This is a genomic window from Streptomyces sp. NPDC102441 (assembly GCF_044765585.1).
GTDB lineage: Bacteria > Actinomycetota > Actinomycetes > Streptomycetales > Streptomycetaceae > Streptomyces.
The window spans coordinates 143,351-167,142 of record NZ_JBIWKH010000007.1 but is presented as its reverse complement, the minus strand read 5'-3'; the positions used below and the strand labels follow the sequence as shown (position 1 = coordinate 167,142).

Genomic DNA, 23,792 nt, shown 5'->3' with positions numbered 1-23,792 from the left:
CTTGACGGTGTCCCGTGGATGCGGTTAGCGTCCCGAGCGGATTGAAACAATTCAATCCGGCGGGCGCGGCCCGGGCGACGGCACGACGGACGGTGCTGTAAGTCTGTCCGTGGACCAGGGACCGGCGCCGACGCGCGGTGGCCGGACGCATCAGTGGGGCAGGGCAAGTGGGGCGTGTGGCAGGGATCAAGGACGTGGCCCGGCAGGCCGGAGTCTCGGTGGGCACGGTCTCCAATGTGATCAACCGTCCCGAGGCGGTGCTTCCCGACACCCGGGCCCGTGTGCTGGCGGCGATCGAGGAACTCGGATACGTACGCAGCGAGTCGGCCAGGCAGCTCAGGGCGGGCCGCAGCCGCATCATGGCCCTGCTGGTGCTGGACATGGGGAACCCGTTCTTCGTCGACATCGCACGCGGCGCCGAGCGTGCCGCCCGGGAGGCCGGCCTCGGCGTGATGGTCTGCAACAGCGGCCAGAGCCAGGAGGAGGAGGCCGAGTATCTCGGGCTCTTCGCCGAGCAGCGGGTCTGCGGGGTGCTGGTCACCCCCGCCGACGCCACCGGCGGAAACCTCGAAGCCTTCGCCCGCCACCGGATTCCCTATGTGCTGGTCGACCGGGTGGCGTCGTCCACCGACAGCTGTGCCGTCTCCGTGGACGACGTACGCGGCGGCATGCTCGCCGTCGGACATCTCGTATCGGCCGGCCACCGCTCCGTCGCCTATGTGAGCGGACCCGGCGATCTCCACCAGATCAGGGACCGCCGCGAGGGTGCCCTCGCGGCGCTCGCCGAGGCGGGGCTCGGTCCCGAGGCGCTCGTCGAGATCCCCTCCGACCGCCTGGACGTGGCGGCCGGCCGCGACGCCGGGGCCAGACTGCTCGGGCTCGTACCCAGGCCGACCGCCGTCTTCTGCGCCAACGACCTGCTGGCGCTCGGTGTCCTGCAGTCGCTGTACGCCGCCGGTGTACGGGTGCCGCAGGACGTCGCCATCGTCGGTTACGACGACATCGAGTTCGCCGCGGCCGCCGCCGTGCCGCTCACCTCGGTCCGGCAGCCCGCGGTGGTGATGGGCAGGATGGCGGCGGAGCTTCTCCTGGAGGAGGCGGACGACGAGGGCGGCAGCCACCGGCACCGAAGCGTGGTTCTCCAGCCGGAACTCGTCGTACGCGCCTCCAGCGCCGCCCCGCGCTGAGGCGGGCCGGGGGCGAGGCGGCGCACCGGCGGGAGGCGTGCGGAGCGAACGCGTGAGGGGCCGTCGGACGCGGGAGCGATTCCGTTCCTCCTGGAATGGGTGAACTCGCCCTGCGAAAGGCCTGGTTGATCGCCAACATGGGCCACTCTGCGTCATGATCACTACGAGATGGTGGACACATCCCGGGGCGACGCCCCCGCACCCCCTGCCGAAGAGCCGCGTGGCTGCCTTTTCGCGCTTTCCCAGCCCCCGTTGATGATCTTTCTGACGGTGGTCGGCGGCCTGCTGCTGATGGCCGCCCTGCACGACCTCTTTCTGCTGTGAGCGGCCGCCGGGCCCGGATATCCACCGCCCCGCAGGGTCGTCCCCTCCTCCCTGAAAGCGGCCGCGCTGCGCGCCTGCGAAGGGTCAGCGCGCGGCTTCCCGGCGCCGGGCCCGGTAAGCGGCGACATGGAGCCGGTTGCCACAGGTACGGCTGGAGCAGTAGCGGCGGGAACGGTTGCGCGACAGGTCGACGAAGGCGTCCCGGCAGTCAGGGGCCTCGCAGCGCCGCAGCCGTTCCTGCTCGCCCGCCACGACGATGAAGGCCAGGGCCATGCCGCAGTCGGCCGCGAGGTGGTCCGCGACGGAGGCGTCCGGCGCGAAGTAGTGGACGTGCCAGTCGTAGCCGTCGTGATTCGTGAGCTGTGGGGTGGTGCCGGCCGCGGCCACCAGGCTGTTGACGAGGTCCGCGGCAGTGCGGGCGTCGGGCGCGGCGAATATCTCGGCGAACCGGGCCCGGACGTCCTGCACGGCGCGCAGGTCCTTGTCGCCGAGGGTGTCCACGCCGCTGACGCGGTGGCGCTCCGCGAAGGCGTAGAGCGCGGTGAGCTCCGCGAGCTCGTCGCCCGATTCGCTCTCCGGTGCGGTGTTCACCAGATCGACCACCGTTTCGAGGGCGATCCGGGTGTCGTGTGGGATCAGCACGCTTCGCTCCCTGGCCTCCGGCGGACGGGTGTCCGCCGATGCGGGCTGACTCTACTGGCTCGGCGGAGGCGCTCAGGGGCCGGTGCGGGCTCGGTGGGGGAGTGAGGTCCCATTTCCCGGCCGGGCCGACGGTCGGGGCGCCTGCGGCCTTCTGGTGGCCCCTGAGGCGGTTCGGGCGGGAGAGGCGGGGCGGGTGGTGCGGATGATGCGTATGTGGCGAAGCCCGCCGCGGGCCGGTCCGCGTGCACCCGCCCCGGCCCGACGGCCTCCCGCCTGCCCCCGGGCCCGCCTGCCCCCGGGCCCGACGGCCTCCCGCCTGCCCGCGCACGGAGGCGCCGCCGCCGCGGTGGGTTCCGCGGCGACGGCGCCGGTGTCTGCCCTATGAGGTTTTCCGCGCGACGCCGTCTCCCCGAGTCGGACGGCGTCCCGCAGCTCTCGGCCTGGCTCAGCTCTCGGCCAGGATGTGTGAGAGCTCCGTATCGAGGTCGAAGTGACGATGCTCGGTGCCGGGCGGGACCGCGGCGTCGGTCCTCTTCAGGAACGACTCCAGGGCCCGCGCCGGGGCTTCCAGCAGGGCTTCTCCCTCCGGGGAGCTCAGTGCGATGCAGACGACGCCTTGGCCGTGACTACGTGATGGCCAGACGCGGACGTCTCCGGTGCCGGTGGGCCGGTGCAGCCCCTCGGCAAGGAGGTCACGGGCGAAAACCCATTCGACCGTCTCCTCCGCTCCGGTGTGGAAGGTGGCGTGCACGGCATAGGGATCGGCCGTGTCATACCGCAGGCCCGCGGGTACAGGCAGTGAGGACTCGCTCGACACAACGAGGCGCAGGTGCAGCTCGCAGCTGACCGTGGTGTTCATAAGCGCCAGGGCCTTTCGCTCAGTGTGCGCTCGGGGATTCGCACGTCGGCGAAATCGACATGCCACCTACGGTGCCGTTGTAAACCCCTCTGACCTATTTGTGATGCTTCAGGTCGCCCGTGCGGCGGTGTGTAACTTTGGGTCATGCGTCCATTCCGGTGACGATCGCGGTTCCGGTAGGTTGGGCTTCATGAACGCGGAGAGTGACGAGCGGAAAGAGGTCGCCGTGACGGCGGCCGATGGTTCCGCCGCGGGGGACGGGTTGACGGCGGAGCGTGAGCTGGGCTCACGGGCGCCCGGGTTCATCAAGGAGTCGAGGGTGCTCCACCTGAGCTGGCAGGTCGGGATCTTCGTCGTCGGCCTCGCCGTGGTCGGGGCGGGCATCGTGATGCTCCCGCTGCCCGGTCCGGGATGGCTGGTGATCTTCGGCGGTATGGCGATCTGGGCGACCGAGTTCGTCTGGGCGCAGCTCGTCCTGCGCTGGACCCGGCGCAAGGTCACCGAAGCCGCTCAGCGTGCCCTCGATCCCAAGGTCCGGCGGCGCAACATCATCCTCACCACGGTCGGGCTCGTGATCATCGCGGTGCTGGTCGGGATCTACGTCTGGAAGTTCGGCATAGTGATGCCTTGGAAGATCGAGCAGTGAGCCGGTGATGGTCCGGAGGCGCCGCTGACATGGGGTAATGTGTGCGGTGCGCCGGGGCGATTAGCTCAGTGGGAGAGCGCTTCGTTCACACCGAAGAGGTCACTGGTTCGAACCCAGTATCGCCCACCCCGGACCGATGGCCCGGAAGCTCCTGAGAAGCTTCCGGGTCATCGGCGTTTCCGTGTGGTCCCGCCACCGCCGCCCGGTGCCATTGTTCGCCCCGTCGTCCGGTCGCCGAAATTTCGTCCTAACCGTTGACGCGCGTGTGCTATGTCTCGTAACAACGGCATGGACCGGCGGCAGATGCTGAAGCTGGCCGGCCTCTCTGCGGCCGGTCTCGGCCTGACCGCGGCCGGCTGCGGCTCGGGGCTCTCCCGCCCGAACCCATGGACCTGAGCCGCCGCCACGACGGCCCGGGCCAGGACACGTATGCCGACCGGGGCGGCCCGCACCCAACACCGCACCGCTGCCAGGCACTCCCACTCACTCCTGCCCCGCGGCAGCTCACTACCCCGCCCGCCACCAGCGCGCTACGAGCCGACTGCCACGCCTGGGACGACTCGGAGCTCTCACGCGACCTCTGACTCCGGTAGGCCTACCGCGCTCCGGCCGCGCCCGCCGACGAATGCGTCGGTGACCCGATGTGCGCCGACGTCGACTCCGGCGAGCCCCTCCTCGCCCCTGGGGACAAGATGCCCTAACGCATCCGTCCCAGGCTCTCCCGCACCCGGCGCGCGTCGCGCAGCCGCTGCTCGTAGGTCGCACCGACCGCGAGCAGCAGCAGCCCGGCGAGCGCCGGGGGCGCCCAGCGGGGAAGCGCGTCGAGCACCTGCACCACGTGCGGGGCCAGCTCGTGCAGGCCGACCAGTGCCAGGACCGAACCGCCCAGCACCAGCGGGGCCTGAAGCCGGAGCCGGGCGCCTGCCAGCGTGACCACCAGAGCCGCCGCGCCCAGCAGCAGGGGCCGCAGCCAGCCGGCATCGGTCCACGCCGCCACCAGGCTCGGCGCCATCGTCATCGAGAGGGCCGGACCGTACGCCACCCAGGAGGACACGGCCGGGCCCCTGCGGCACCGCAGCCAACCCACCACGAACGCGGCCACGGACACGGGCAGCGTGTACGCCTCGGGGGCCGCCACCCCCGAAACGGCCAGCCGCACCCACGTCGCCGCCACGAACAGCGCCGCCGCGAGGTATCCAGCGGCAGGCCGGCGCTCGGCCCGCACCGCTGTCCCGGCTGCCAGCACCCCGCACAGCGACAGCACCAGCGCGAGGAACGGCGCGTCCGTCAGCGCGAGCCCGACGGCCACCAGCGCGCCGAACGCCCCCGCCGCCTCCAGCGACAACGCCACCGCGGCGACCCGCAGCCGGGCCCCGAGCAGCACCGTCACCGCCGGGACGGCCAGCACCACCGGAGCCGACTGCGGGGCGCTCCACCCCAGCGACGCCCCCGCGGCCGAAGCCACCACGATCGCGCACAGCACCGAACCGACGGCGAGCACCGACTGCGCCACGACCGCCTTCGACCGGGCCGCCGCACCCGCGAACAGCACCAGCAGGACCCCGAACACCGCGTACGTGGCCGGCTCGGCGGCCAGCGCGAGCAGCCCGGCACTCACCGCACCCACGAGGCCGCACACCAGAGAGGTCATCGAGACGGCGCCGGAGATCCGCCGCACCGAGAGCGCCAGCAGCCCCGCCACCAGGAGCAGCTCCACGGCCACCGCCACCGCGTACGGCACACCGGCCACCGCGAGCAGCGCCGGCACCGCACCCCAGCCCAGGACCGTCGCCCCGGCCCCCGCGGCGACCCGCCACCTCGGAGGAGACGGCACGGACGTCCCCCGCACCCGTCCGAGACACAGTGCCGCCAGTACACCCGCCACCAGCGCGAGGACCACCGGGGAAGCGGCCGACGCGGACCACCGCATCGACGGCCCCAGCGCCCCCCGGAACCCCTCCGGCGCCCCGGACCACACATCCGCCAGTACGGACACCGGCCCCAGCAGCACCGCGGCCACCACAGGCAACGCCCACACCAGGGCACCCGCCGCGACCGCCGCGGACGCCCCCAGCACACCCCGGACCACCGGCTCCGGGACCCGGAGCCGCCGCACCGGCAACAACGCGATGCCGCACAGCAGATACACCACGACCGACCAGTTCCACGGCAGTCCCGTACGCAGCACACCGCCCACCGCTGCCACGGAGGCCAGACCCGCCACCGCACCTGCGGCCACCGCCCACTCCTTCGGCGCGCGCCACGTCCCCGACAGGGCCACCCCCGCACCCGCCAGCAGCAGTGCCCCCGGGCCCACCGCCGCGAGCGGGCCATCGGCGGACACGGACAGCCCCAGACCGATCGGCAGCGCGACCGCCCCGGTCACCGACGCCCCCACGGCCGCAGTGACCCGCGCCGCGAGCCCCCGGCCCCGCAGCGCCACCGCGACGTCCGCCCCCGCCGTCACCAGGAGCGCCCAGCCGAAGCCGGACGCGGACGCGCCCGCCGCCCAGGCGGTCAGCACCAGCGGCACCTGCCCCGCCACCACGGCTGCGGGCAGCGGCACCCTGAGCCGGCCGAGGAGCAGCCCGTACACGGCCCACACCGCCGCCAGCACCGCCGACGCGACCGCCGAGAACACGAGCCCGTCCGTCTCTGGAGACGCGACCGCGTGCAGGGCGACCGCGTCCAGCACCGTCAGCACCAGGGCCAGGGCGGCCACCGCCTCCGCGGTCGACGGCAGCTTGCGTGCCAGCAGTGGCGCCGGCGCGAGCAGTGCGCCCGCCGTCACCGCCGCCAGCACCGCCGAACGGCCCGCGATGCCCATCTCGCCCCAGCTGAACAGGGTGAACGCGACCGCCGCGACCGTCAGCAGCAGACCACCGAGGACCAGCAGCACGTTCTGCGTACCGTGCGCGGGCGCCGCCGGGGCGTACGGAACGGCAGTGGCGTACGGCCGGGCGGCGGGCGCCGGAAGAGGGGACGGAGCGGCCGGCGCGCGCTGCACGCTCAGCAGCCAGGCGCGACGGCTCAGCAACTGCAGCCGGCGGGCGTCCAGCCATGCCAGTTCATGATCGAGGAGAGTCAATTCCTCGGCGGGCGGCGGCACATGTCTCATGTACCGGAGTGTGGCGGCCACCACACACTCGTGCATGCGTTCCCCTACTCAGTTCCGCGTCTGAGTAGGGGAACGCGCAGACTGGAAGCATGGACTGGAACCACTACCGCTTCACGAGCGTCTGGGAACTGCCCGCGCCGCCCGACACCGTGTACGCCGCCCTGGAACGCGTCGAGGACTACCCCCGGTGGTGGCCGCAGGTCCGCGAGACCAGCCGCACCGACGACTCCACCGCCAGGGCGCGCTTCCGCTCGTCCCTCCCGTACGACCTCGTCCTGACGCTGCGGCAGCGTCGCAACGACCCCGCGTCACGGACACTCGAAGCAGCGATGAGCGGCGACCTCGAAGGCTGGTCGCGCTGGACCGTCACCCCGCACGAGGGCGGCAGCCGCGTGGCGTACGAGCAGGAGTCCGACGTGCGCAGGGCGCTGCTGCGCCGGCTCGCCGTCCCCGGGCGCCTCGTCTTCCGCGCCAACCACACCCTGATGATGCGCGCCGGACGCCGCGGACTGGCGGCATGGCTCCAAGCGGTTTGAACGCAGGCCGCCGGGCCCTGTATGGTTCAACCCGTTCCCGGGCGATTAGCTCAGTGGGAGAGCGCTTCGTTCACACCGAAGAGGTCACTGGTTCGAAACCAGTATCGCCCACCCGGGAAAAGCCGGTCCGTCAGCGTCATCGACGGGCCGGCTTTCGCGTACCCCGGTGCCGGTCAGGCCGCCGCGGGGAGCTCCGGACGCAACGGCCACGCCGGATCCACGGCCTCCGGCGCACCGTTCTTCTCGAACCACGCCTGGAGCCCGCGCGCCTGAGCCGCGTGCCACACCGCCTGCAGCGAGTGCATCTCCGCCGGTGACAGCCGCTCCAGCCGGGCGGAGAAACGCCGCCCCACCGCGCGCACCAGCTCGAGTGACGCCGCCGCGTCGGCCGCCGGGTCGTGAGCGCCGTCCAGCGTCACCCCGTACAGCTCGCACAGGTCCGTCAGCGTGCGACGGCCCTTGCGATAACGGTCCAGGTGCCTGTCCAGCACCCGCGGGTCCAGCACACACAGCGGCTTGTTCCCCATGTAGCCGGCCAGGGACGACGCCCGGTGCCGACGCAGCTCCCGGTCCAGCAGCGTCAGATCGAACGGCGCGTTCATCACGACCAGCGGCCGTCCTGTCGCACACTGCTCCGCCAGCGCCCGGGCCAACTCCTCCATGACCGGCGCGGGCCACCGGCCGTTGCGCTGCAGATGGTCGTCGGTCAGACCATGGATCTCGGTGGCGCCCGGCGGCACCGGAATTCCCGGATTGACGAGCCAGCGGGTGACGCGGAGCCGCCCGCCCGCCATGTCCTGGACGACGAGAGCGGCCGACACGATCCGGTCCTCCTCGACATCCACGCCTGTTGTCTCGGTGTCAAAAGCGGCCAGCGGCCCCTCGAACCACTGCATCATCCCCGAACTCCTCGCACCTGCGCGGCAGATGACGGGATTCCTCTGCCCGGTTCGGTGATACCCGCGCCGTATGCCGGATACGCCGTTCACGGCCCGGCTCCTGCGGTGACAACACAAGTGACGGGCACGGAAGTTGACCAGCCCGCCGGCGGAGACCGGGCAACCGGTCGGCAGCCGGAAGGCGCGGAGCCATGGCGCTCACGGGCGCCAGGATCACGCCGCCCGGGCGCCGGCCGCCGGAACACCCGAAGGCTGCCCCGCGAGCCCCGAGCCTGTCGGATTCTCCCCGGGGCGATCTTCCCGCCCTGCGGCTGGCAGGAGTGCGCCATCCGCAGGAGGAACCCGCCGTTCCCGTACGGATCACCGGAGTGGTCGTGCGGCTGGGGCGGCTTCCGGAGGCTCAGCGGTGCCTCGCAGGTCACGCCCGTACAGGTGGACGAGGCGGAGCGGGACAGGCTGATGAAGCCGCTCCACGGGAACGTCGACTTCTTCGAGGAGGCGTGCACGGGGGACGAGGAGTAGGCGGCCCCGGTATCCCTTTCGCGTCGAGGCCCCTCGGCTCGGTACGATTCCTCCTGCGCGCGCAAAAGAGGAAAGCGACGCACCCCCTCAGTCAGGAGAGACCGGTGTCAGACGTCCGTGTGATCATCCAACGCGATTCCGAGCGGGAAGAGCATGTGGTGACGACGGGCACGACGGCCGCCGAGCTCTTCCCCGGGCAGCGCACCGTCGTCGCCGCGCGGGTCGGGGGCGAGCTGCGGGACCTCGCGTACGAGCTCAAGGACGGCGAGGTCGTCGAGCCCGTCGAGATCTCCTCCGAGGACGGCCTGAACATCCTGCGGCACTCCACCGCGCACGTGATGGCGCAGGCCGTGCAGGAGCTGCACCCCGAGGCCAAGCTGGGCATCGGCCCGCCGGTCAAGGACGGCTTCTACTACGACTTCGACGTCGAGAAGCCGTTCACGCCCGAGGACCTCAAGGCCATCGAGAAGAAGATGCAGGAGATCCAGAAGCGGGGCCAGCGGTTCTCCCGGCGTGTCGTCACCGACGAGGCGGCCCGCGAGGAGCTCGCCGACGAGCCGTACAAGCTGGAGCTCATCGGCATCAAGGGCTCCGCCTCCACGGACGACGGCGCGGACGTCGAGGTGGGCGGCGGCGAGCTGACCATCTACGACAACCTCGACGCGAAGACCGGCGAACTGTGCTGGCGTGACCTCTGCCGGGGCCCGCACCTTCCCACCACCCGGTTCATCCCCGCGTTCAAGCTGATGCGGAACGCGGCGGCGTACTGGCGGGGCAGCGAGAAGAACCCGATGCTCCAGCGCATCTACGGGACCGCCTGGCCCACCAAGGACGAGCTCAAGGCTCACCTCACGTTCCTGGAGGAGGCGGCCAAGCGGGACCACCGCCGCCTGGGCACCGAGATGGATCTCTTCTCGTTCCCCGACGAGATCGGGCCCGGCCTCGCCGTCTTCCACCCCAAGGGCGGCGTCATCCGCCGGGCCATGGAGGACTACTCGCGGCGCCGCCACGAGGAGGAGGGCTACGAGTTCGTCTACAGCCCCCACGCGACCAAGGGCAAGCTCTTCGAGAAGTCCGGCCACCTCGACTGGTACGCCGACGGCATGTACCCCCCCATGCAGCTCGACGACGGGGTGGACTACTACCTCAAGCCGATGAACTGCCCGATGCACAACCTGATCTTCGACGCGCGTGGCCGTTCCTACCGTGAACTGCCGCTCCGCCTCTTCGAGTTCGGCACGGTGTACCGGTACGAGAAGTCGGGTGTCGTCCACGGCCTGACCCGCTCGCGCGGCTTCACGCAGGACGACGCGCACATCTACTGCACCCGCGAGCAGATGGCCGAGGAGCTTGACCGGACGCTCACCTTCGTCCTGAACCTGCTCCGCGACTACGGCCTGACCGACTTCTACCTGGAGCTGTCCACCAAGGACCCGGAGAAGTACGTCGGCAGCGACGAGACCTGGGCAGAGGCCACCGAGACGCTGCGTCAGGTCGCGGAGAAGCAGGGCCTCCCGCTGGTCCCGGACCCGGGCGGCGCCGCGTTCTACGGGCCGAAGATCTCGGTGCAGTGCAAAGATGCCATCGGGCGTACCTGGCAGATGTCGACCGTGCAGCTCGACTTCAACCTGCCGGAGCGCTTCGACCTGGAGTACACCGGCCCGGACGGCACCAAGCAGCGCCCGGTCATGATCCACCGCGCCCTGTTCGGCTCCATCGAGCGCTTCTTCGCGGTGCTCCTGGAGCACTACGCGGGCGCGTTCCCGGTCTGGCTCGCCCCGGTCCAGGCGGTCGGCATCCCGATCGGCGACACCCACATCCCGTACCTCCAGGAGTTCGCCGCCGAGGCGCGGAAGAAGGGGCTGCGGGTCGAGGTGGACGCCTCGTCCGACCGGATGCAGAAGAAAATCAGGAACCACCAGAAGGCCAAGGTGCCGTTCATGATCATCGTCGGTGACGAGGACATGAACGCGGGCACGGTGTCCTTCCGCTACCGCGACGGGTCGCAGGAGAACGGCATCGCCCGTGACGAGGCGATCGCCAAGCTCGTCGACGTGGTGGAGCGTCGCGTGCAGGTGTGATCCCCGCCCCCTGAGGCCGATGAGGCCCCCGGAGAGCTACGCGCTCCCCGGGGGCCTCTTCTCGTCCTCCCGCTGGAACACCTCCACCAGCCACGACGAGAACGACCCCGTCACCGCCCCGAGCAGAGCCAGCCCGCACGCCATCATGAACGCCGCGATCACCCGGCCGACCGGGGTCACCGGCACCGCGTCGCCGTAGCCCACCGTGGTGAGCGTCGCGCACGCCCACCACAGCGAGTCGCCGAACGTGCGGATGGTGGAGCCGGGCGCCCCCCGCTCCTGGTGGTAGACCGCGAGCGCCGCGGAGAAACCCAGGAGCGCGGCGGAGAGGCTCGCATACGTCATCACCCGGGCGTACAGACTCATCCCGGGACCCTGCCTGCGCTGCTGGACCGCCGTGTAGACCTTGACCATGCGCAGCGGGCGCAGCAGCGGCAGGAGCAGAACCGCTGTGTCCAGCCAGTGGCGGTGCACGAATCGGAGGCCCAGGCCGCTGAGCCGTAACCGCACGCCGTAGTCCACGACGAAGAGCAGCCAGGTGGCGGAGACGAGGGCGAGGGCGATGTCGCGCCAGGGCTGGGCGCCCACGGGGGCGAGGACGCGGACCGCGTAACCGGCGAGGAAGACCAGCGCAGCGGCGAAGAGCGGCACCTCGGTGCGCTGCTCCCAGTCCTTGAGCCGGTCGGGGGCGGGGGCCGTGGGACGGACGCTCATGGCGTCAGCATCGCCGTGCGCCGGTGGGGTCGCCCCCGGCGACACGCGCGGCAGGAGTGACGCAATATGCTGACCGGCATGACGAGTGAGCCGGAACAGCAGATCGGAGTGGGGACGCCCGACGCGTTCCAGCGCCTGTGGACGCCCCACCGGATGGCCTACATCCAGGGTGAGAGCAAGCCGAGCGGCCCGGGAGCCGGGGACGGCTGTCCGTTCTGCGAGATTCCTTCGAAGTCCGACGAGGACGGGCTCATCGTCGCCCGGGGCGAGCGGGTCTACGCCGTGCTGAATCTGTACCCGTACAACGGCGGACACCTGATGGTGGTGCCGTACCGGCATGTGGCCGACTACACGGAGCTCGACGGTCGGGAGACCGCCGAGCTGGCCGACTTCACGAAGCGCGCCATGGTCGCGCTGCGGGCCGCCTCCGGGGCGCACGGCTTCAACATCGGGATGAACCAGGGTGCGGAGGCCGGTGCGGGTATCGCCGCGCACCTCCACCAGCATGTGGTGCCGCGCTGGGGCGGGGACACCAACTTCATGCCGGTCGTCGGGCACACGAAGGTGCTCCCGCAGCTGCTGGGGGACACCCGGACGATGCTGGCCGGTGTGTGGCCGGCCGAGCCGCTGTCCGTCTGAGCGGGAGGCCCGTCCCGGGCGGGGTCACGCGTCGTAGACGTCGGCCTTCCTCGGGGCGGGGTCCTGGACCAGGCCGCTGAGGATCATGGAGCGGTTGTCGAAGCGCTCGGTGTCGACGCCGTGCTCCTTGAGGACACGCATCGTCGCGGAGTGGACGACGCGCAGGACCGGGGTGGCCGTCCGCATGGCGTCGTCGGCCATGAAGCGGTGGCCCCACGGCTTGGCCGCCCAGGCGTGCCGCAGGCCGAAGGGTTCGGGCAGGACGATCTTGCCGCCCAGGTAGTCGAGCAGCGGCGGATACCAGGTGAAGGGCGCGCGCAGGGCGAGCCTGACGACCTCGCTCGCCTTGACGAGGGGGAGGGTGATCTTGCGGGTCTCCCAGAACCTGACGGCCTTCTTCACCGTCTTGGTCGCCGCTTCCGGCTTGGTGAGGAAGAGTCCGTGGACGGGGCCCAGCGCGTGCCCGGTGACCTCGATCCGCAGCGTCTCGTGGAGCACGGTGACGGTGATCAGCATCGTGATCACCAGCTGGCCGTCCCAGAGGGTGAACTGGACGCCCAGGTAGTGCCGGTTGCCGCTGCCGAACTGCTGGTGGTTGCAGATGCGCTGTATCTCGTGGGGCTTGATCTGGAAGGTGGCGACGTCCTCGCCCTCGGGACGGGAGACGGAGTCCGCGTTCTCGCCGACGGGGGAGACGACCCAGTGCTTGACCGAGGGCGTCGGGAAGCCGCCGGTGTTCAGGGGGCCGCGCTCCAGCATCTTCAGCTGGTCGTGGATGGCCCGCACGACGTCCCAGCTCCGGAACTGGTGGATCTCCTTGGTGGGGTCCTGCGGTGTGAGCTCCTCGGCGAGCTGCCAGCTGCCCCAGCGGGTCCCCATGCCGAGGATGCCCTTGGGGCCGGCGTAGAAGACGGCGTTGGACTGCTGCTCGGCGGAGAGCTTCTCCAGGCCCTGACGCAGGGCCTCGCGGGCGGTCTCGTTGGGGTTCTTGGGCACGGCCTCGGGGATCTTGGCGCTGACGCCGGTCCCGGAGAGGAGCCCGTCCCAGCGGGCGCGCAGGTCCCTGACCGAGGTCTCCGCGATCCGTTTCGCGAGCAGCCAGCCGATCAGCGGGGCGACGGCGGCCGCGCGGAGGTAGAGGGCCGGGAAGCCGGTGAGCGGCATGACGATCAGGAAGAACGCGGCGGCGCCGCCGAGCACCAGGAGCAGGAACCCGCCCAGCGCCTGGAAGAACTTGTCCTTGGACTTGTTGAGGGCGTCGCGCAGCCGGAAGGCGAGGACCCAGAGGACGAGGCCGGGCAGGAAGACGAAGCCGAAGACAGCGGTGATCAGGGTCAGCTTCGAGTCGCGCGCCTTACGCAGCCGGGTCGCGGACAGGCAGTGCTCGACGACGGTCTGCGGGTCCGTGCCGAAGGACTGGATGAGCGCCTTGCGGTCGCCGCCGAGCATGCGCTCCTGGACGGCCCGGGAGAACGCCTCACCGAGATTCGGCTTGAAATAGCCGGACTTGAACAGCTTGGACTCGCCCGTCTTCACCTCGGACTTGTGCCACTCGCTGTTGGCCTTGAGGATCTCCGCCACATCGCTGTCGCGGTACGCGGCGGAGGCGAGGGCGTTGGTCGCCACCGCCTGTCCCCCCGAACCCTGGAGCGGGATCTGCGCTCCGGGAGAGAAATCGAATCCGTCGTTGGCCACTGCCGCCCCCACTCGCCCGCACGGTCTGCTCCTGCGGCTGTTCCCAACTACCGTACTTCGCACACCTTCTGAGCTGGGCCCACAGAGTATCGTCCGGGCGGCGAGCCAGCCCGCCGACGAGGCCGGGGACGGGCGAAAGCCGCCATGTCCGGGCGGCTAGTTCACCTTTGCTCCGGTTTCAGCCGATTCGCGGATGCGGTCGGCGAGCTGGGGAGGCATCGGTTCGTGCCGGGCGTACGCCCGGTCGAACCGTCCGGTGCCGTGCGTCAGGGAGCGAAGGTCGACGGTGTACCTGCCGATCTCGATCTCCGGCACCTCGGCGCGCACGAGCGTGCGTTCACCGGTTGCCTGTTCGGTGCCGACGACCCGTCCACGGCGACCCGCGAGATCGCTCATGACTGCCCCCACGTAGTCGTCCGGAATCAGGACACCGACCTCCGCGACGGGTTCGAGAAGCTGGACACGGGTGTCGGCCGCGGCCTCCCGCAGCGCCAGCGCGCCCGCTGTCTGGAAGGCGGCGTCGGAGGAGTCCACCGAGTGGGACCTCCCGTCGAGCAGGGTGACGCGTACGTCGACGAGCGGGTGCCCGGCCGCCACGCCACGGGCCGCCTGGGCGCGTACGCCCTTCTCCACGGACGCGATGAACTGCCGCGGCACCGAACCGCCCACCACCTTGTCCACGAACTCGATGCCCGCACCGGGCGCCAGCGGCTCGACCTCGATCTCGCAGATGGCGTACTGGCCGTGGCCGCCGGACTGCTTGACGTGCCGGCCCCGCCCGAGCGCCCGGGAGGCGAACGTCTCACGCAGCGGCACGCGATGGGGCTCGGCGTCGACCTGCACGCCGTACCTGCTGCGCAGGCGTTCCAGCGCGACGTCCGTGTGTGCCTCGCCCATGCACCACAGGACGACCTGGTGGGTGTCCTGGTTCTGCTCCAGACGCATGGTGGGATCCTCGGCGACCAGGCGCGCCAGTCCCTGGGAGAGCCTGTCCTCGTCGGCCTTGCTGTGGGCTCGGACCGCGAGCGGGAGCAGCGGGTCCGGCATCCTCCACGGCTCCATCAGCAGCGGGGCACCGTTGCCCGAGAGGGTGTCCCCGGTCTCCGCCCCGCCGAGCTTGGAGACACTGGCCAGGTCTCCGGCGACGCAGCTGTCCAGGGGGCGCTGCTGTTTGCCGAAAGGCGCGGAGAGAGCCCCGACGCGCACGTCGGCCTCGTGGCAGGGGCCGGTGGCCCCTCCGGGGCCGGTGAGGCCGTGGCCGCACACGTGCACCGTGTCGTCGGGGCGCAGGGTGCCGGAGAAGACGCGGACGAGGGAGACCCGTCCCACGTAGGGGTCGGACGCGGTCTTCACGACCTCGGCGACCAGCGGCGCCGCCGGATCGCAGACGGGGGCGGGGCGCGGGGCGCCGTCCGGGGTGGTGACGGCGGGCAGCGTGCGTTCCTCGGGGGAGGGGAACCCCCGGGTGATCAGGTCGAGGAGCTCGACGGTGCCGATTCCCTGGCGGGCGCCGTCGGCGGCGGGCGCGGCGGTGAGGACAGGGTGGAAGGAGCCGCGCGCGACCGCGCGTTCCAGATCGTCGACGAGGGTCGTGACGCCGATCTCCCCACCACCGAGGTAGTGGTCCATCAGCGTCTCGTCCTCGCTCTCGGCGATGATCCCCTCGATGAGCCGGTCACGGGCCTCCCGGAGCGGTCCCCGCTGATCGCCGGCGGGCGGTGTCTCCTGCCGCTCGCCCGAGGAGTAGTCGAAGACCCGCTGGGTGAGGAGTCCGGTGAGCCCGGTGAGCGGGGGGTGTCCGTCCGGGCCCTCGGGCCCCTGCACCGGCAGATAGAGGGGGAGCACGGCGTCGGGGTCGTCGTGCCCGAAGATCCGGCCGCAGATCCGGGTCATCTCGTCGAAGGACGTGCGCGCGGTGTCCAGGTGGGTGACGACGATCGCCCGTGGCATCCCGACGGCCGCGCACTCCTCCCAGACCGCGCGGGTGGTTCCTGCCACGGCGTCGGCCTCCTGGGCGGCCGAGACGACGAAGAGGGCCGCGTCCGCCGCGCGCAGACCGGCCCTGAGCTCCCCGACGAAGTCGGCGTAGCCGGGGGTGTCCAGCAGGTTGATCCTGTAGCCGCCCCATTCGACGGGGACCAGCGAGAGCTGCACGGAACGTCGCCGGCGCTGTTCGATCTCGTCGTGGTCGGAGACGGTGGCGCCGTCCTCGACCCGGCCGGCCCGGTTCAGTGCCCCGGCCGTCAGCGCGAGGGCCTCGACCAGAGTGGTCTTGCCCGAGCCGCTGTGGCCGACCAGCACCACGTTCCGTACGGACGCGGGCCGGACGGCCGTCGCCGCTCTGCCGGCGGCTCCGGTGTGCGTATGTGTCCTGTCGCCCATGATGCGTGCCTCCCGATCGGTTGGCGCAGTGCCGCAAGAGCTGGGGGAGTGGATGCACGGGCAGGACGGAGCCGCCGCGGCGGCTTCGGCGACGCCCGCGGTCATTCGAGCTTTTCACCCGTACCGGAAGCCGTCCATACGTCGCACACGGCCGAGCATGACTTCCGGGACATCCGGCGGGACGGGGTGCCCCGCCGTTGCACGGCACGGCTCGTGACTACGATGGGCCAGCCGATGGCCGAAAGGGCCGCGGCGCCCACCGAACGTCGGGAAGGCCATGCTGAACAAGTACGCGCGTGCATTTTTTACGCGTGTCCTCACACCGTTCGCCGCTCTGCTGCTCCGCCTGGGAGTCAGTCCCGACGCGGTCACACTCGTCGGTACGGCCGGAGTGATGGCAGGTGCGCTGGTCTTCTTCCCGATGGGGGAGTTCTTCTGGGGCACGATCGTGATCACGGTCTTCGTCTTCTCGGACCTGGTCGACGGCAACATGGCCCGGCAGGCCGGTGTCTCCAGCCGGTGGGGCGCGTTCCTCGACTCGACCCTCGACCGGGTGGCGGACGGGGCGATCTTCGCCGGGTTCGCGCTCTGGTACGCGGGCAGCGGCGACGACAACGTGCTGTGCGCGGTCGCGATCTTCTGTCTGGCCAGCGGTCAGGTGGTCTCGTACACGAAGGCCCGGGGCGAGTCGATCGGTCTGCCCGTCGCGGTGAACGGGCTGGTGGAGCGCGCCGAGCGGCTCGTGATCTCGCTGGTCGCGGCAGGCCTCGCCGGCCTGCACGGCTTCGGGGTGCCCGGGATCCAGGTCCTGCTGCCGATCGCGCTGTGGATCGTCGCCGCGGGCAGCCTGGTGACGCTGGTCCAGCGGGTGGTGACCGTGCGCAGGGAGTCGGCCGAGGCCGATGCCGCCGCGGCCTCCGCCCAGGGCGGGACGGCGGGACAGGGGAGCGAGGCCGCGCAGTGAGCGGTACCGGATCCGACCTGAAGGGACGGCTGACCGACGGGCTCTACGGCCTCGGCTGGGGCGCGGTCAAGAAGCTTCCGGAGCCGGCCGCCGCCGCGCTCTTCCGCACCCTGGCCGACCAGGTGTGGAAACGGCGCGGGAAGTCCGTGCTGCGGCTGGAGTCGAACCTCGCCCGGGTGGTGCCCGACGCGGACGCCGCCCGGCTCGCCGAGCTGTCGAAGGCCGGCATGCGCTCGTACATGCGGTACTGGATGGAGTCCTTCCGGCTTCCGACCTGGAGCCCGGAGCGCATCAGAGCGTCCATCGAGGTCCGTGACACCCACCGGCTCACGAAGGCGCTCGACGAGGGCCGGGGAGTCGTCGTCGCGCTGCCGCACCTGGCCAACTGGGACCTGGCGGGCGCGTGGGTCACCACGGACCTGAAGGTGCCCTTCACGACGGTCGCCGAGCGGCTCAAGCCCGAAACCCTCTACGACCGGTTCGTGGCCTACCGCCAGGGCCTGGGCATGGAGGTCCTGCCGCACAGCGGAGGGGCCGCGTTCGGGACCCTGGCCCGGCGGCTGCGGGCCGGAGGCCTGGTCTGTCTCGTAGCCGACCGCGATCTGTCGGTGTCCGGCGTCGAGGTGAACTTCTTCGGCGACACCGCGCGCATGCCAGCAGGACCGGCGCTGCTGGCCCAGCAGACCGGTGCCCTGCTGATGCCCGTCACCCTCTGGTACGACGGCACCCCTGTCATGCGGGCACAGATCCACCCGCCTGTCGCCGAACCCGGGACAGGCACCCGCGCCGAGAAGACGTCCTCCATGACACAGGCGCTGGCCGACGCCTTCGCCACCGGGATCGCCGAGCATCCGGAGGACTGGCACATGCTGCAGCGGCTCTGGCTCTCCGATCTGGACCCCCAGGGGGAATCACCGTGAAGATCGGCATCGTCTGCCCGTACTCCTGGGATGTTCCGGGCGGGGTGCAGTTCCACATCCGCGACCTGGCCGAGCATCTGATCCGCCTCGGCCACGAGGTCTCGGTGCTCGCCCCCGCCGACGACGAGACGCCGCTCCCGCCGTACGTCGTGTCCGCGGGCCGTGCCGTGCCCGTCCGGTACAACGGCTCCGTGGCCAGGCTGAACTTCGGTTTCATGACCGCCGCCCGGGTCCGGCGCTGGCTGAACGACGGCACCTTCGACGTCATCCACATCCACGAGCCCACCACGCCCTCGGTGGGCCTGCTGACCTGCTGGGCGGCGCAGGGGCCGATCGTGGCCACGTTCCACACGTCCAATCCGCGCTCCCGGGTCATGATCGCGGCGTACCCGATCCTCCAGCCGGCGCTGGAGAAGCTCAGCGCGCGCATCGCCGTGAGCGAGTACGCCCGGCGGACCCTGGTCGAGCACCTCGGCGGGGACGCCGTGGTCATCCCCAACGGCGTCGACGTGGACTTCTTCGCCCGGGCCGAGCCGAAGGCCGAGTGGCAGGGCGGCACACTCGGATTCATAGGGCGCATCGACGAGCCGCGCAAGGGACTGCCCGTCCTGATGAAGGCGCTCCCCACGATCCTCGCCGCCCGCCCGGAGACGCGGCTGCTGGTCGCGGGGCGCGGTGACGAGGAGGAGGCGGTGGCCTCCCTGCCGAAGGAACTCCGCTCGCGTGTCGAGTTCCTCGGCATGGTGAGCGACGAGAACAAGGCGCGGCTGCTGCGCAGCGTCGACGTGTACGTCGCACCGAACACCGGCGGTGAGAGCTTCGGCATCATCCTGGTCGAGGCCCTGTCGGCAGGCGCGCCGGTCCTCGCCAGCGACCTGGACGCGTTCGCTCAGGTGCTCGACCAGGGAGCCGCGGGTGACCTGTTCGCCAACGAGGACGCGGACGCGCTGGCCTCGGCGGCGATCCGGCTCCTGGGCGACCCGGAGCGGCGTGCGGGGCTGCGGGAACGCGGCAGCGCGCACGTACGCCGTTTCGACTGGACGACGGTCGGCGCGGACATCCTGTCGGTGTACGAGACGGTGACGGACGGGGCGGCGGCCGTGGACACCGACGAACGCACCGGGCTCCGGTCACGCTTCGGCCTCGCCAGGGACTGAGCGCCCGGAGCTTCCGCGGGCCGGGTGAGCCCGCCCGGCAGGCCCGGGGCGTACCGGCGGGTCCGGACGGGGGCCTCCGACGGTAGCCTTGCCGCCCGTGATCGAAATCCTCATCTGGACCGTCGTCGCGCTCATCGCGATCGGCCTGTATCTCAGCTGGACCGCCGGGCGGCTCGACCGGCTCCACGCCCGAATCGACGCGGCCCGGGCGGCGCTCGACGCCCAGCTGCTGCGCCGTGCCTCGGTCACCCAGGAACTCGCCACGGCCGGGGTCCTGGACCCCGCCGCGTCGATCGTGCTCTACGAGGCCGCACACGCGGCGCGGCAGGCCGAGGAGGAGGAGCGCGAGGTCGCCGAGAGCGAGCTGAGCACCGCCCTGCGAGCCGTGTTCGGTGAGACGGCGCAGGTCGAGGCGGTGAAGGAGTTCCCGGGCGGCGAGGACACGGCGAAGGAACTGGCCGCCGCCGTACGCCGCGTACCGATGGCCCGCCGCTTCCACAACGACTCGGTGCGCGCCGCCCGCGCGCTGCGCAGACACCGGACGGTGCGGCTGTTCCGGCTCGCGGGGCACGCCCCGTTCCCGCTCGCGTTCGAGATGGACGACGAGCCGCCCGTCGCACTGGCGGACCGGCCCGGCAGCTGAGAGCGGACCGGGCCGGCTGCCCGGAGACGGACCGGCCGGCGGCCGGGAGGAGAGCGGAGCGGTCCACGGGGTGTTCATTGGCCCTTGCTGTGGACCGCTCCCGGAGCGTTTGCTCGGTGCTGCACCATCCAGCGTCTCTCCACCACAGTGAGGTCGATCCGTGTCCACGCTTCCCACCACCCCGCAGTCCGCCGAGACCCCGGCCACCGGCACAGCCCGAGTCAAGCGCGGCATGGCCGAGCAGCTCAAGGGCGGCGTGATCATGGACGTCGTCAACGCCGAGCAGGCGAAGATCGCCGAGGACGCGGGCGCCGTGGCCGTCATGGCGCTGGAGCGGGTGCCGGCCGACATCCGCAAGGACGGCGGCGTGGCCCGGATGTCGGACCCCAACATGATCGAGGAGATCATCGAGGCCGTCTCCATCCCCGTCATGGCCAAGTCCCGCATCGGCCACTTCGTCGAGGCCCAGGTGCTCCAGTCCCTGGGCGTCGACTACATCGACGAGTCCGAGGTCCTCACCCCGGCCGACGAGGTCAACCACAGCGACAAGTTCGCCTTCACCACCCCCTTCGTCTGCGGCGCCACCAACCTGGGCGAGGCCCTGCGCCGTATCGCCGAGGGCGCGGCCATGATCCGCTCGAAGGGCGAGGCGGGTACGGGCAACGTCGTCGAGGCGGTCCGTCACCTGCGCCAGATCAAGAACGAGATCGCCCGGCTGCGCGGCTACGACAACAACGAGCTGTACGCCGCCGCCAAGGACCTCCGCGCTCCCTACGAGCTGGTCAAGGAGGTCTCCGAGCTCGGCCGGCTGCCCGTCGTCCTGTTCTCGGCCGGCGGCGTGGCCACCCCCGCGGACGCGGCCCTGATGCGCCAGCTCGGCGCCGAGGGCGTCTTCGTGGGCTCCGGCATCTTCAAGTCCGGTGACCCCGCCAGGCGCGCCGCCGCCATCGTGAAGGCCACCACCTTCTACGACGACCCGAAGATCATCGCGGATGCCTCCCGCAACCTCGGCGAGGCCATGGTCGGCATCAACTGCGACACGCTGCCCGAGGGCGAGCGCTACGCCAACCGCGGCTGGTAAGGACCGATGACCGACACCCCTGTCATCGGAGTCCTGGCCCTCCAGGGCGACGTACGGGAGCATCTGACCGCCCTGGCCTCGGTGTCCGCCGAGGCCAGGGCGGTCAGGCGGCCCGAGGAGCTCGCCGAGGTCGACGGGCTCGTCATCCCCGGCGGCGAGTCCACCACGATGTCCAAGCTGGCCGTCCTCTTCGGCATGCTGGAACCGCTGCGCGAGCGGGTGGCCGCCGGGATGCCGGTCTACGGCACCTGCGCCGGCATGATCCTGCTCGCCGACAAGATCCTCGACCCTTCCCCAAGCTCTCAACTCCGTTCGAGCAGGGGATACCCCATGCCCGGCCAGGAGACGGTCGGCGGTATCGACATGATCGTGCGACGTAACGCTTTCGGGCGGCAGAACGAGTCCTTCGAGGCGGCCGTCGACGTCGACGGCGTGCCCGGCGGGCCCGTCGACGGCGTCTTCATCAGGGCCCCGTGGGTGGAGTCCGTCGGTGCCCGCGCGGAGGTCGTCGCGGTGCACGGCGGGCATATCGTGGCCGTACGCCAGGGAAACGCCCTCGCCACGTCGTTCCACCCGGAACTGACCGGCGACCACCGGGTGCACGCACTCTTCACCGACATGGTGCGCGCCGCGGGCTGATCCGGTCCCGGTAGGATCTCTCGGGTTCGGATCGATTTGGTGACGGGAAGGAGAAGGCAGATGTCCGGCCACTCTAAATGGGCTACGACGAAGCACAAGAAGGCCGTGATCGACGCCAAGCGCGGCAAGCTCTTCGCGAAGATGATCAAGAACATCGAGGTCGCGGCCCGCACGGGCGGTGCCGACCTGTCCGGCAACCCGACCCTCTTCGACGCCATTCAGAAGGCCAAGAAGAGCTCGGTCCCGAACAAGAACATCGACTCGGCCGTCAAGCGCGGTGCCGGTCTCGAGGCCGGTGGCGCCGACTACGAGACGATCATGTACGAGGGCTACGGTCCGAACGGCGTCGCGGTCCTCATCGAGTGCCTCACCGACAACCGCAACCGTGCCGCGTCCGACGTCCGCGTCGCCATGACCCGCAACGGCGGTTCGATGGCGGACCCGGGCTCGGTCTCGTACCTGTTCAACCGCAAGGGTGTCGTGATCGTCCCCAAGGGCGAGCTGGGCGAGGACGACGTTCTCGGCGCGGTGCTCGACGCCGGCGCCGAGGAGGTCAACGACCTCGGTGACACGTTCGAGGTGCTCAGCGAGGCCACCGACATGGTCGCGGTCCGCACGGCGCTGCAGGAGGCCGGCATCGACTACGACTCGGCCGAGGCCAACTTCGTCCCCACCATGCAGGCCGAGCTCGACGAAGAGGGCGCGCGCAAGATCTTCAAGCTGATCGACGCGCTGGAGGACAGCGACGACGTGCAGAACGTCTTCGCCAACTTCGACGTCTCGGACGAGGTCATGGAGAAGGTCGACGCCTGAGGCGGCGGCACGCAGTGCACCGACGGGCCGACGGGACACACCCCGTCGGCCCGTCGCATTGTCAGTGGTAGCCGATAGCCTGCGGGAACAGATGACCGAGCGGCGGAGGGGGCCCATTCATGCGGGTGTTGGGTGTGGACCCGGGGCTGACCCGGTGCGGCGTCGGAGTCGTCGAGGGAGTCGCCGGCCGGCCGCTCACCATGGTCGGCGTCGGAGTCGTGCGCACCCCGCCCGACGCGGAGCTCGGCCACCGGCTCGTCGCCATCGAGCAGGGCATCGAGCGGTGGCTCGACGAGCACCGGCCCGAATTCGTCGCCGTGGAGCGGGTGTTCAGCCAGCACAACGTGCGTACGGTGATGGGCACCGCCCAGGCCAGCGCCGTCGCCATGCTCTGCGCGTCCCGCCGCGGCATCCCGGTCGCCCTGCACACCCCCAGCGAGGTCAAGGCCGCCGTCACCGGATCAGGACGCGCCGACAAGGCCCAGGTCGGGGCCATGGTGACCCGGCTGCTGCGGCTCGACGCGCCACCGAAACCCGCCGACGCCGCCGACGCCCTCGCCCTCGCCATCTGTCACATCTGGCGCGCGCCCGCGCAGAACCGACTGCAGCAGGCCGTCGCCGCCCACCGCACGCTGAAAGGCCGTACCGCATGATCGCCTTCGTCTCCGGCCCGGTGGCCGCCCTCGGCCCGGCCACGGCCGTGATCGAGGTCGGCGGCATCGGCATGGCCGTCCAGTGCACTCCCGAAACCCTCGCCGGTCTGCGGATCGGCAAGGAGGGGAGACTGGCCACGTCCCTGGTCGTGCGGGAGGACTCGCTCACCCTCTACGGCTTCGCGGACGACGACGAGCGGCAGATCTTCGAGCTGCTCCAGACCGCCAGCGGTGTGGGCCCCCGGCTCGCCCAGGCCATGCTCGCCACCCACAGCCCGGACGCCCTGCGCATCGCCGTCGCCACCGGTGACGAGAAGGCGCTCACCGCCGTGTCCGGCATCGGCAAGAAGGGCGCCCAGAAGCTCCTCCTCGAGCTCAAGGACCGGCTCGGCGAACCGCTCGGCGCGCACATCGGGCAGCAGGGCATCGGCACCGCCGTCAGCAGCTCCTGGCGCGACCAGCTGCAGGCGGCCCTGATCGGCCTCGGCTACGCCACCCGCGAGGCGGACGAGGCGGTGACCGCGGTGGCACCGCAGGCCGAGGCCGCGATCGCCGAGGGCGGCCAGGCTCCCGTGCCGCAGCTGCTGCGCGCCGCCCTGCAGACACTCAACCGCGCACGCTGACCCGAGGGGCCACGCGCCCCGTACGCCGGCCGGAGCACCGCACGGACCGGCACCG

Annotated in this window: 23 protein-coding genes, 2 tRNA genes and 1 pseudogene; 19 read left to right on the top strand and 7 right to left on the bottom strand. The window is 71.3% G+C overall.

Translation table 11 applies throughout. The features are described 5' to 3' along the window. The first annotated feature begins 167 nt into the window (after positions 1-167). Together ACIREO_RS17205 and ACIREO_RS17200 are read left to right on the top strand one after the other, a co-directional pair. Complete coding sequence (locus tag ACIREO_RS17205) at positions 168-1,187, top strand: LacI family DNA-binding transcriptional regulator (protein WP_404110347.1); 1,020 nt, start codon at positions 168-170, stop codon at positions 1,185-1,187. Positions 1,188-1,355: 168 nt separating this feature from the next. After that, on the top strand, positions 1,356-1,511 hold the full coding sequence (locus ACIREO_RS17200; protein ID WP_164493806.1) for a hypothetical protein: 156 nt from the start codon (positions 1,356-1,358) through the stop codon (positions 1,509-1,511). Positions 1,512-1,595: 84 nt separating this feature from the next. Here ACIREO_RS17200 and ACIREO_RS17195 read toward each other — a convergent pair whose 3' ends face one another. Further along, positions 1,596-2,153 (bottom strand): CGNR zinc finger domain-containing protein, encoded by a 558-nt coding sequence (locus ACIREO_RS17195; RefSeq protein ID WP_404110344.1) that lies wholly within the window; start codon positions 2,151-2,153, stop codon positions 1,596-1,598. Between the two features lie 445 nt (positions 2,154-2,598). Then, on the bottom strand, positions 2,599-3,012 hold the full coding sequence (locus ACIREO_RS17190) for an SsgA family sporulation/cell division regulator (RefSeq protein WP_003959770.1): 414 nt from the start codon (positions 3,010-3,012) through the stop codon (positions 2,599-2,601). A 190-nt stretch (positions 3,013-3,202) separates the two neighbouring features. On the opposite strand from ACIREO_RS17190, the gene ACIREO_RS17185 reads away from it, so the two are divergent. The 3 genes from ACIREO_RS17185 (at position 3,203) to ACIREO_RS17175 (ending at position 4,054) form a co-directional block, all read left to right on the top strand. Next, on the top strand, positions 3,203-3,658 hold the full coding sequence (locus ACIREO_RS17185) for a TIGR02611 family protein (RefSeq protein ID WP_404110341.1): 456 nt from the start codon (positions 3,203-3,205) through the stop codon (positions 3,656-3,658). Between the two features lie 54 nt (positions 3,659-3,712). Continuing rightward, positions 3,713-3,784, top strand: a tRNA-Val gene (locus tag ACIREO_RS17180). Between the two features lie 144 nt (positions 3,785-3,928). After that, positions 3,929-4,054, top strand: a complete 126-nt coding sequence (locus ACIREO_RS17175) for a hypothetical protein (RefSeq protein WP_404110338.1) — start codon at positions 3,929-3,931, stop codon at positions 4,052-4,054. A gap of 301 nt (positions 4,055-4,355) precedes the next feature. On the opposite strand, the gene ACIREO_RS17170 is transcribed toward ACIREO_RS17175, so the two are convergent. Next, positions 4,356-6,776 carry an SCO7613 C-terminal domain-containing membrane protein gene (locus ACIREO_RS17170; RefSeq protein WP_404110336.1) on the bottom strand — a complete coding sequence of 807 codons (2,421 nt, stop codon included), beginning with the start codon at positions 6,774-6,776 and terminating at the stop codon, positions 4,356-4,358. Between the two features lie 89 nt (positions 6,777-6,865). On the opposite strand from ACIREO_RS17170, the gene ACIREO_RS17165 reads away from it, so the two are divergent. Both ACIREO_RS17165 and ACIREO_RS17160 read left to right on the top strand, forming a co-directional pair. Continuing rightward, positions 6,866-7,312 carry an SRPBCC family protein gene (locus tag ACIREO_RS17165; RefSeq protein WP_404110333.1) on the top strand — a complete coding sequence of 149 codons (447 nt, stop codon included), beginning with the start codon at positions 6,866-6,868 and terminating at the stop codon, positions 7,310-7,312. A gap of 39 nt (positions 7,313-7,351) precedes the next feature. Then, positions 7,352-7,423, top strand: a tRNA-Val gene (locus tag ACIREO_RS17160). Between the two features lie 62 nt (positions 7,424-7,485). On the opposite strand, the gene ACIREO_RS17155 is transcribed toward ACIREO_RS17160, so the two are convergent. Then, entirely contained in the window at positions 7,486-8,211 is a 726-nt protein-coding gene (locus ACIREO_RS17155) for a 3'-5' exonuclease (protein WP_404110332.1), read from the bottom strand. A gap of 193 nt (positions 8,212-8,404) precedes the next feature. On the opposite strand from ACIREO_RS17155, the pseudogene ACIREO_RS17150 reads away from it, so the two are divergent. After that, positions 8,405-8,733 (top strand): annotated as a pseudogene (locus tag ACIREO_RS17150) (hypothetical protein); the annotation flags it as partial. 104 nt (positions 8,734-8,837) lie between these two features. Then, positions 8,838-10,814 (top strand): threonine--tRNA ligase, encoded by a 1,977-nt coding sequence (gene thrS, locus ACIREO_RS17145; RefSeq protein ID WP_404110330.1) that lies wholly within the window; start codon positions 8,838-8,840, stop codon positions 10,812-10,814. A gap of 36 nt (positions 10,815-10,850) precedes the next feature. Here thrS and ACIREO_RS17140 read toward each other — a convergent pair whose 3' ends face one another. Continuing rightward, positions 10,851-11,528, bottom strand: a complete 678-nt coding sequence (locus ACIREO_RS17140) for a potassium channel family protein (RefSeq protein ID WP_404110327.1) — start codon at positions 11,526-11,528, stop codon at positions 10,851-10,853. Between the two features lie 66 nt (positions 11,529-11,594). Here ACIREO_RS17140 and ACIREO_RS17135 point away from each other — a divergent pair, with 66 nt between their 5' ends. Beyond that, a complete protein-coding gene (locus ACIREO_RS17135; RefSeq protein ID WP_404110324.1) occupies positions 11,595-12,167 on the top strand; it encodes an HIT family protein in 573 nt (190 codons plus the stop codon). A 24-nt stretch (positions 12,168-12,191) separates the two neighbouring features. Here ACIREO_RS17135 and ACIREO_RS17130 read toward each other — a convergent pair whose 3' ends face one another. Together ACIREO_RS17130 and ACIREO_RS17125 are read right to left on the bottom strand one after the other, a co-directional pair. Continuing rightward, a complete protein-coding gene (locus ACIREO_RS17130) occupies positions 12,192-13,862 on the bottom strand; it encodes a hypothetical protein (RefSeq protein WP_404110322.1) in 1,671 nt (556 codons plus the stop codon). Between the two features lie 156 nt (positions 13,863-14,018). After that, positions 14,019-16,244, bottom strand: coding sequence for an elongation factor G-like protein EF-G2 (locus tag ACIREO_RS17125; RefSeq protein WP_404110320.1), 2,226 nt, complete (start codon positions 16,242-16,244; stop codon positions 14,019-14,021). 277 nt (positions 16,245-16,521) lie between these two features. Between ACIREO_RS17125 and pgsA the strand changes: the two genes are divergently transcribed. The 9 genes from pgsA to ruvA all read left to right on the top strand — a co-directional run bounded on the left by pgsA (position 16,522) and on the right by ruvA (position 23,737). Continuing rightward, entirely contained in the window at positions 16,522-17,208 is a 687-nt protein-coding gene (gene pgsA / locus ACIREO_RS17120) for a phosphatidylinositol phosphate synthase (RefSeq protein ID WP_404110318.1), read from the top strand. Continuing rightward, complete coding sequence (locus tag ACIREO_RS17115) at positions 17,205-18,128, top strand: phosphatidylinositol mannoside acyltransferase (protein ID WP_404110315.1); 924 nt, start codon at positions 17,205-17,207, stop codon at positions 18,126-18,128. The genes pgsA and ACIREO_RS17115 overlap by 4 nt, the downstream gene beginning before the upstream one ends. After that, entirely contained in the window at positions 18,125-19,285 is a 1,161-nt protein-coding gene (locus ACIREO_RS17110) for a glycosyltransferase family 4 protein (protein WP_404110312.1), read from the top strand. Before ACIREO_RS17115 ends, ACIREO_RS17110 begins: the two co-directional genes overlap by 4 nt. Positions 19,286-19,382: 97 nt before the next feature. Further along, complete coding sequence (locus tag ACIREO_RS17105; RefSeq protein ID WP_404110310.1) at positions 19,383-19,928, top strand: hypothetical protein; 546 nt, start codon at positions 19,383-19,385, stop codon at positions 19,926-19,928. 160 nt (positions 19,929-20,088) lie between these two features. Beyond that, positions 20,089-21,009 (top strand): pyridoxal 5'-phosphate synthase lyase subunit PdxS, encoded by a 921-nt coding sequence (gene pdxS / locus ACIREO_RS17100; protein ID WP_404110307.1) that lies wholly within the window; start codon positions 20,089-20,091, stop codon positions 21,007-21,009. A 6-nt stretch (positions 21,010-21,015) separates the two neighbouring features. Further along, complete coding sequence (pdxT, locus tag ACIREO_RS17095; protein ID WP_404110305.1) at positions 21,016-21,648, top strand: pyridoxal 5'-phosphate synthase glutaminase subunit PdxT; 633 nt, start codon at positions 21,016-21,018, stop codon at positions 21,646-21,648. 60 nt (positions 21,649-21,708) lie between these two features. Beyond that, positions 21,709-22,461 (top strand): YebC/PmpR family DNA-binding transcriptional regulator, encoded by a 753-nt coding sequence (locus ACIREO_RS17090; protein ID WP_404110302.1) that lies wholly within the window; start codon positions 21,709-21,711, stop codon positions 22,459-22,461. Positions 22,462-22,580: 119 nt separating this feature from the next. Further along, a complete protein-coding gene (ruvC, locus tag ACIREO_RS17085) occupies positions 22,581-23,114 on the top strand; it encodes a crossover junction endodeoxyribonuclease RuvC (protein ID WP_033304357.1) in 534 nt (177 codons plus the stop codon). Further along, the gene (gene ruvA / locus ACIREO_RS17080) at positions 23,111-23,737 is read left to right on the top strand and encodes a Holliday junction branch migration protein RuvA (protein WP_404110299.1); all 627 of its coding nucleotides are present in this window, start codon (positions 23,111-23,113) and stop codon (positions 23,735-23,737) included. The genes ruvC and ruvA overlap by 4 nt, the downstream gene beginning before the upstream one ends. The last annotated feature ends 55 nt before the right edge of the window (positions 23,738-23,792 follow it).

Excerpts from the sequence above, each read along its gene's own strand:
- ACIREO_RS17200 (WP_164493806.1), top strand. The coding sequence starts at position 1,356 with ATGGTGGACACATCCCGGGGCGACGCCCCCGCACCCCCTGCCGAAGAG.
- ACIREO_RS17190 (WP_003959770.1), bottom strand. The coding sequence starts at position 3,012 with ATGAACACCACGGTCAGCTGCGAGCTGCACCTGCGCCTCGTTGTGTCG.
- ACIREO_RS17185 (WP_404110341.1), top strand. The coding sequence starts at position 3,203 with ATGAACGCGGAGAGTGACGAGCGGAAAGAGGTCGCCGTGACGGCGGCC.
- ACIREO_RS17175 (WP_404110338.1), top strand. The coding sequence starts at position 3,929 with ATGTCTCGTAACAACGGCATGGACCGGCGGCAGATGCTGAAGCTGGCC.
- ACIREO_RS17170 (WP_404110336.1), bottom strand. The coding sequence starts at position 6,776 with ATGAGACATGTGCCGCCGCCCGCCGAGGAATTGACTCTCCTCGATCAT.
- ACIREO_RS17165 (WP_404110333.1), top strand. The coding sequence starts at position 6,866 with ATGGACTGGAACCACTACCGCTTCACGAGCGTCTGGGAACTGCCCGCG.
- ACIREO_RS17155 (WP_404110332.1), bottom strand. The coding sequence starts at position 8,211 with ATGATGCAGTGGTTCGAGGGGCCGCTGGCCGCTTTTGACACCGAGACA.
- ACIREO_RS17140 (WP_404110327.1), bottom strand. The coding sequence starts at position 11,528 with ATGAGCGTCCGTCCCACGGCCCCCGCCCCCGACCGGCTCAAGGACTGG.
- ACIREO_RS17135 (WP_404110324.1), top strand. The coding sequence starts at position 11,595 with ATGCTGACCGGCATGACGAGTGAGCCGGAACAGCAGATCGGAGTGGGG.
- ACIREO_RS17125 (WP_404110320.1), bottom strand. The coding sequence starts at position 16,244 with ATGGGCGACAGGACACATACGCACACCGGAGCCGCCGGCAGAGCGGCG.
- pgsA (WP_404110318.1), top strand. The coding sequence starts at position 16,522 with ATGCTGAACAAGTACGCGCGTGCATTTTTTACGCGTGTCCTCACACCG.
- pdxT (WP_404110305.1), top strand. The coding sequence starts at position 21,016 with ATGACCGACACCCCTGTCATCGGAGTCCTGGCCCTCCAGGGCGACGTA.
- ACIREO_RS17090 (WP_404110302.1), top strand. The coding sequence starts at position 21,709 with ATGTCCGGCCACTCTAAATGGGCTACGACGAAGCACAAGAAGGCCGTG.
- ruvC (WP_033304357.1), top strand. The coding sequence starts at position 22,581 with ATGCGGGTGTTGGGTGTGGACCCGGGGCTGACCCGGTGCGGCGTCGGA.
- ruvA (WP_404110299.1), top strand. The coding sequence starts at position 23,111 with ATGATCGCCTTCGTCTCCGGCCCGGTGGCCGCCCTCGGCCCGGCCACG.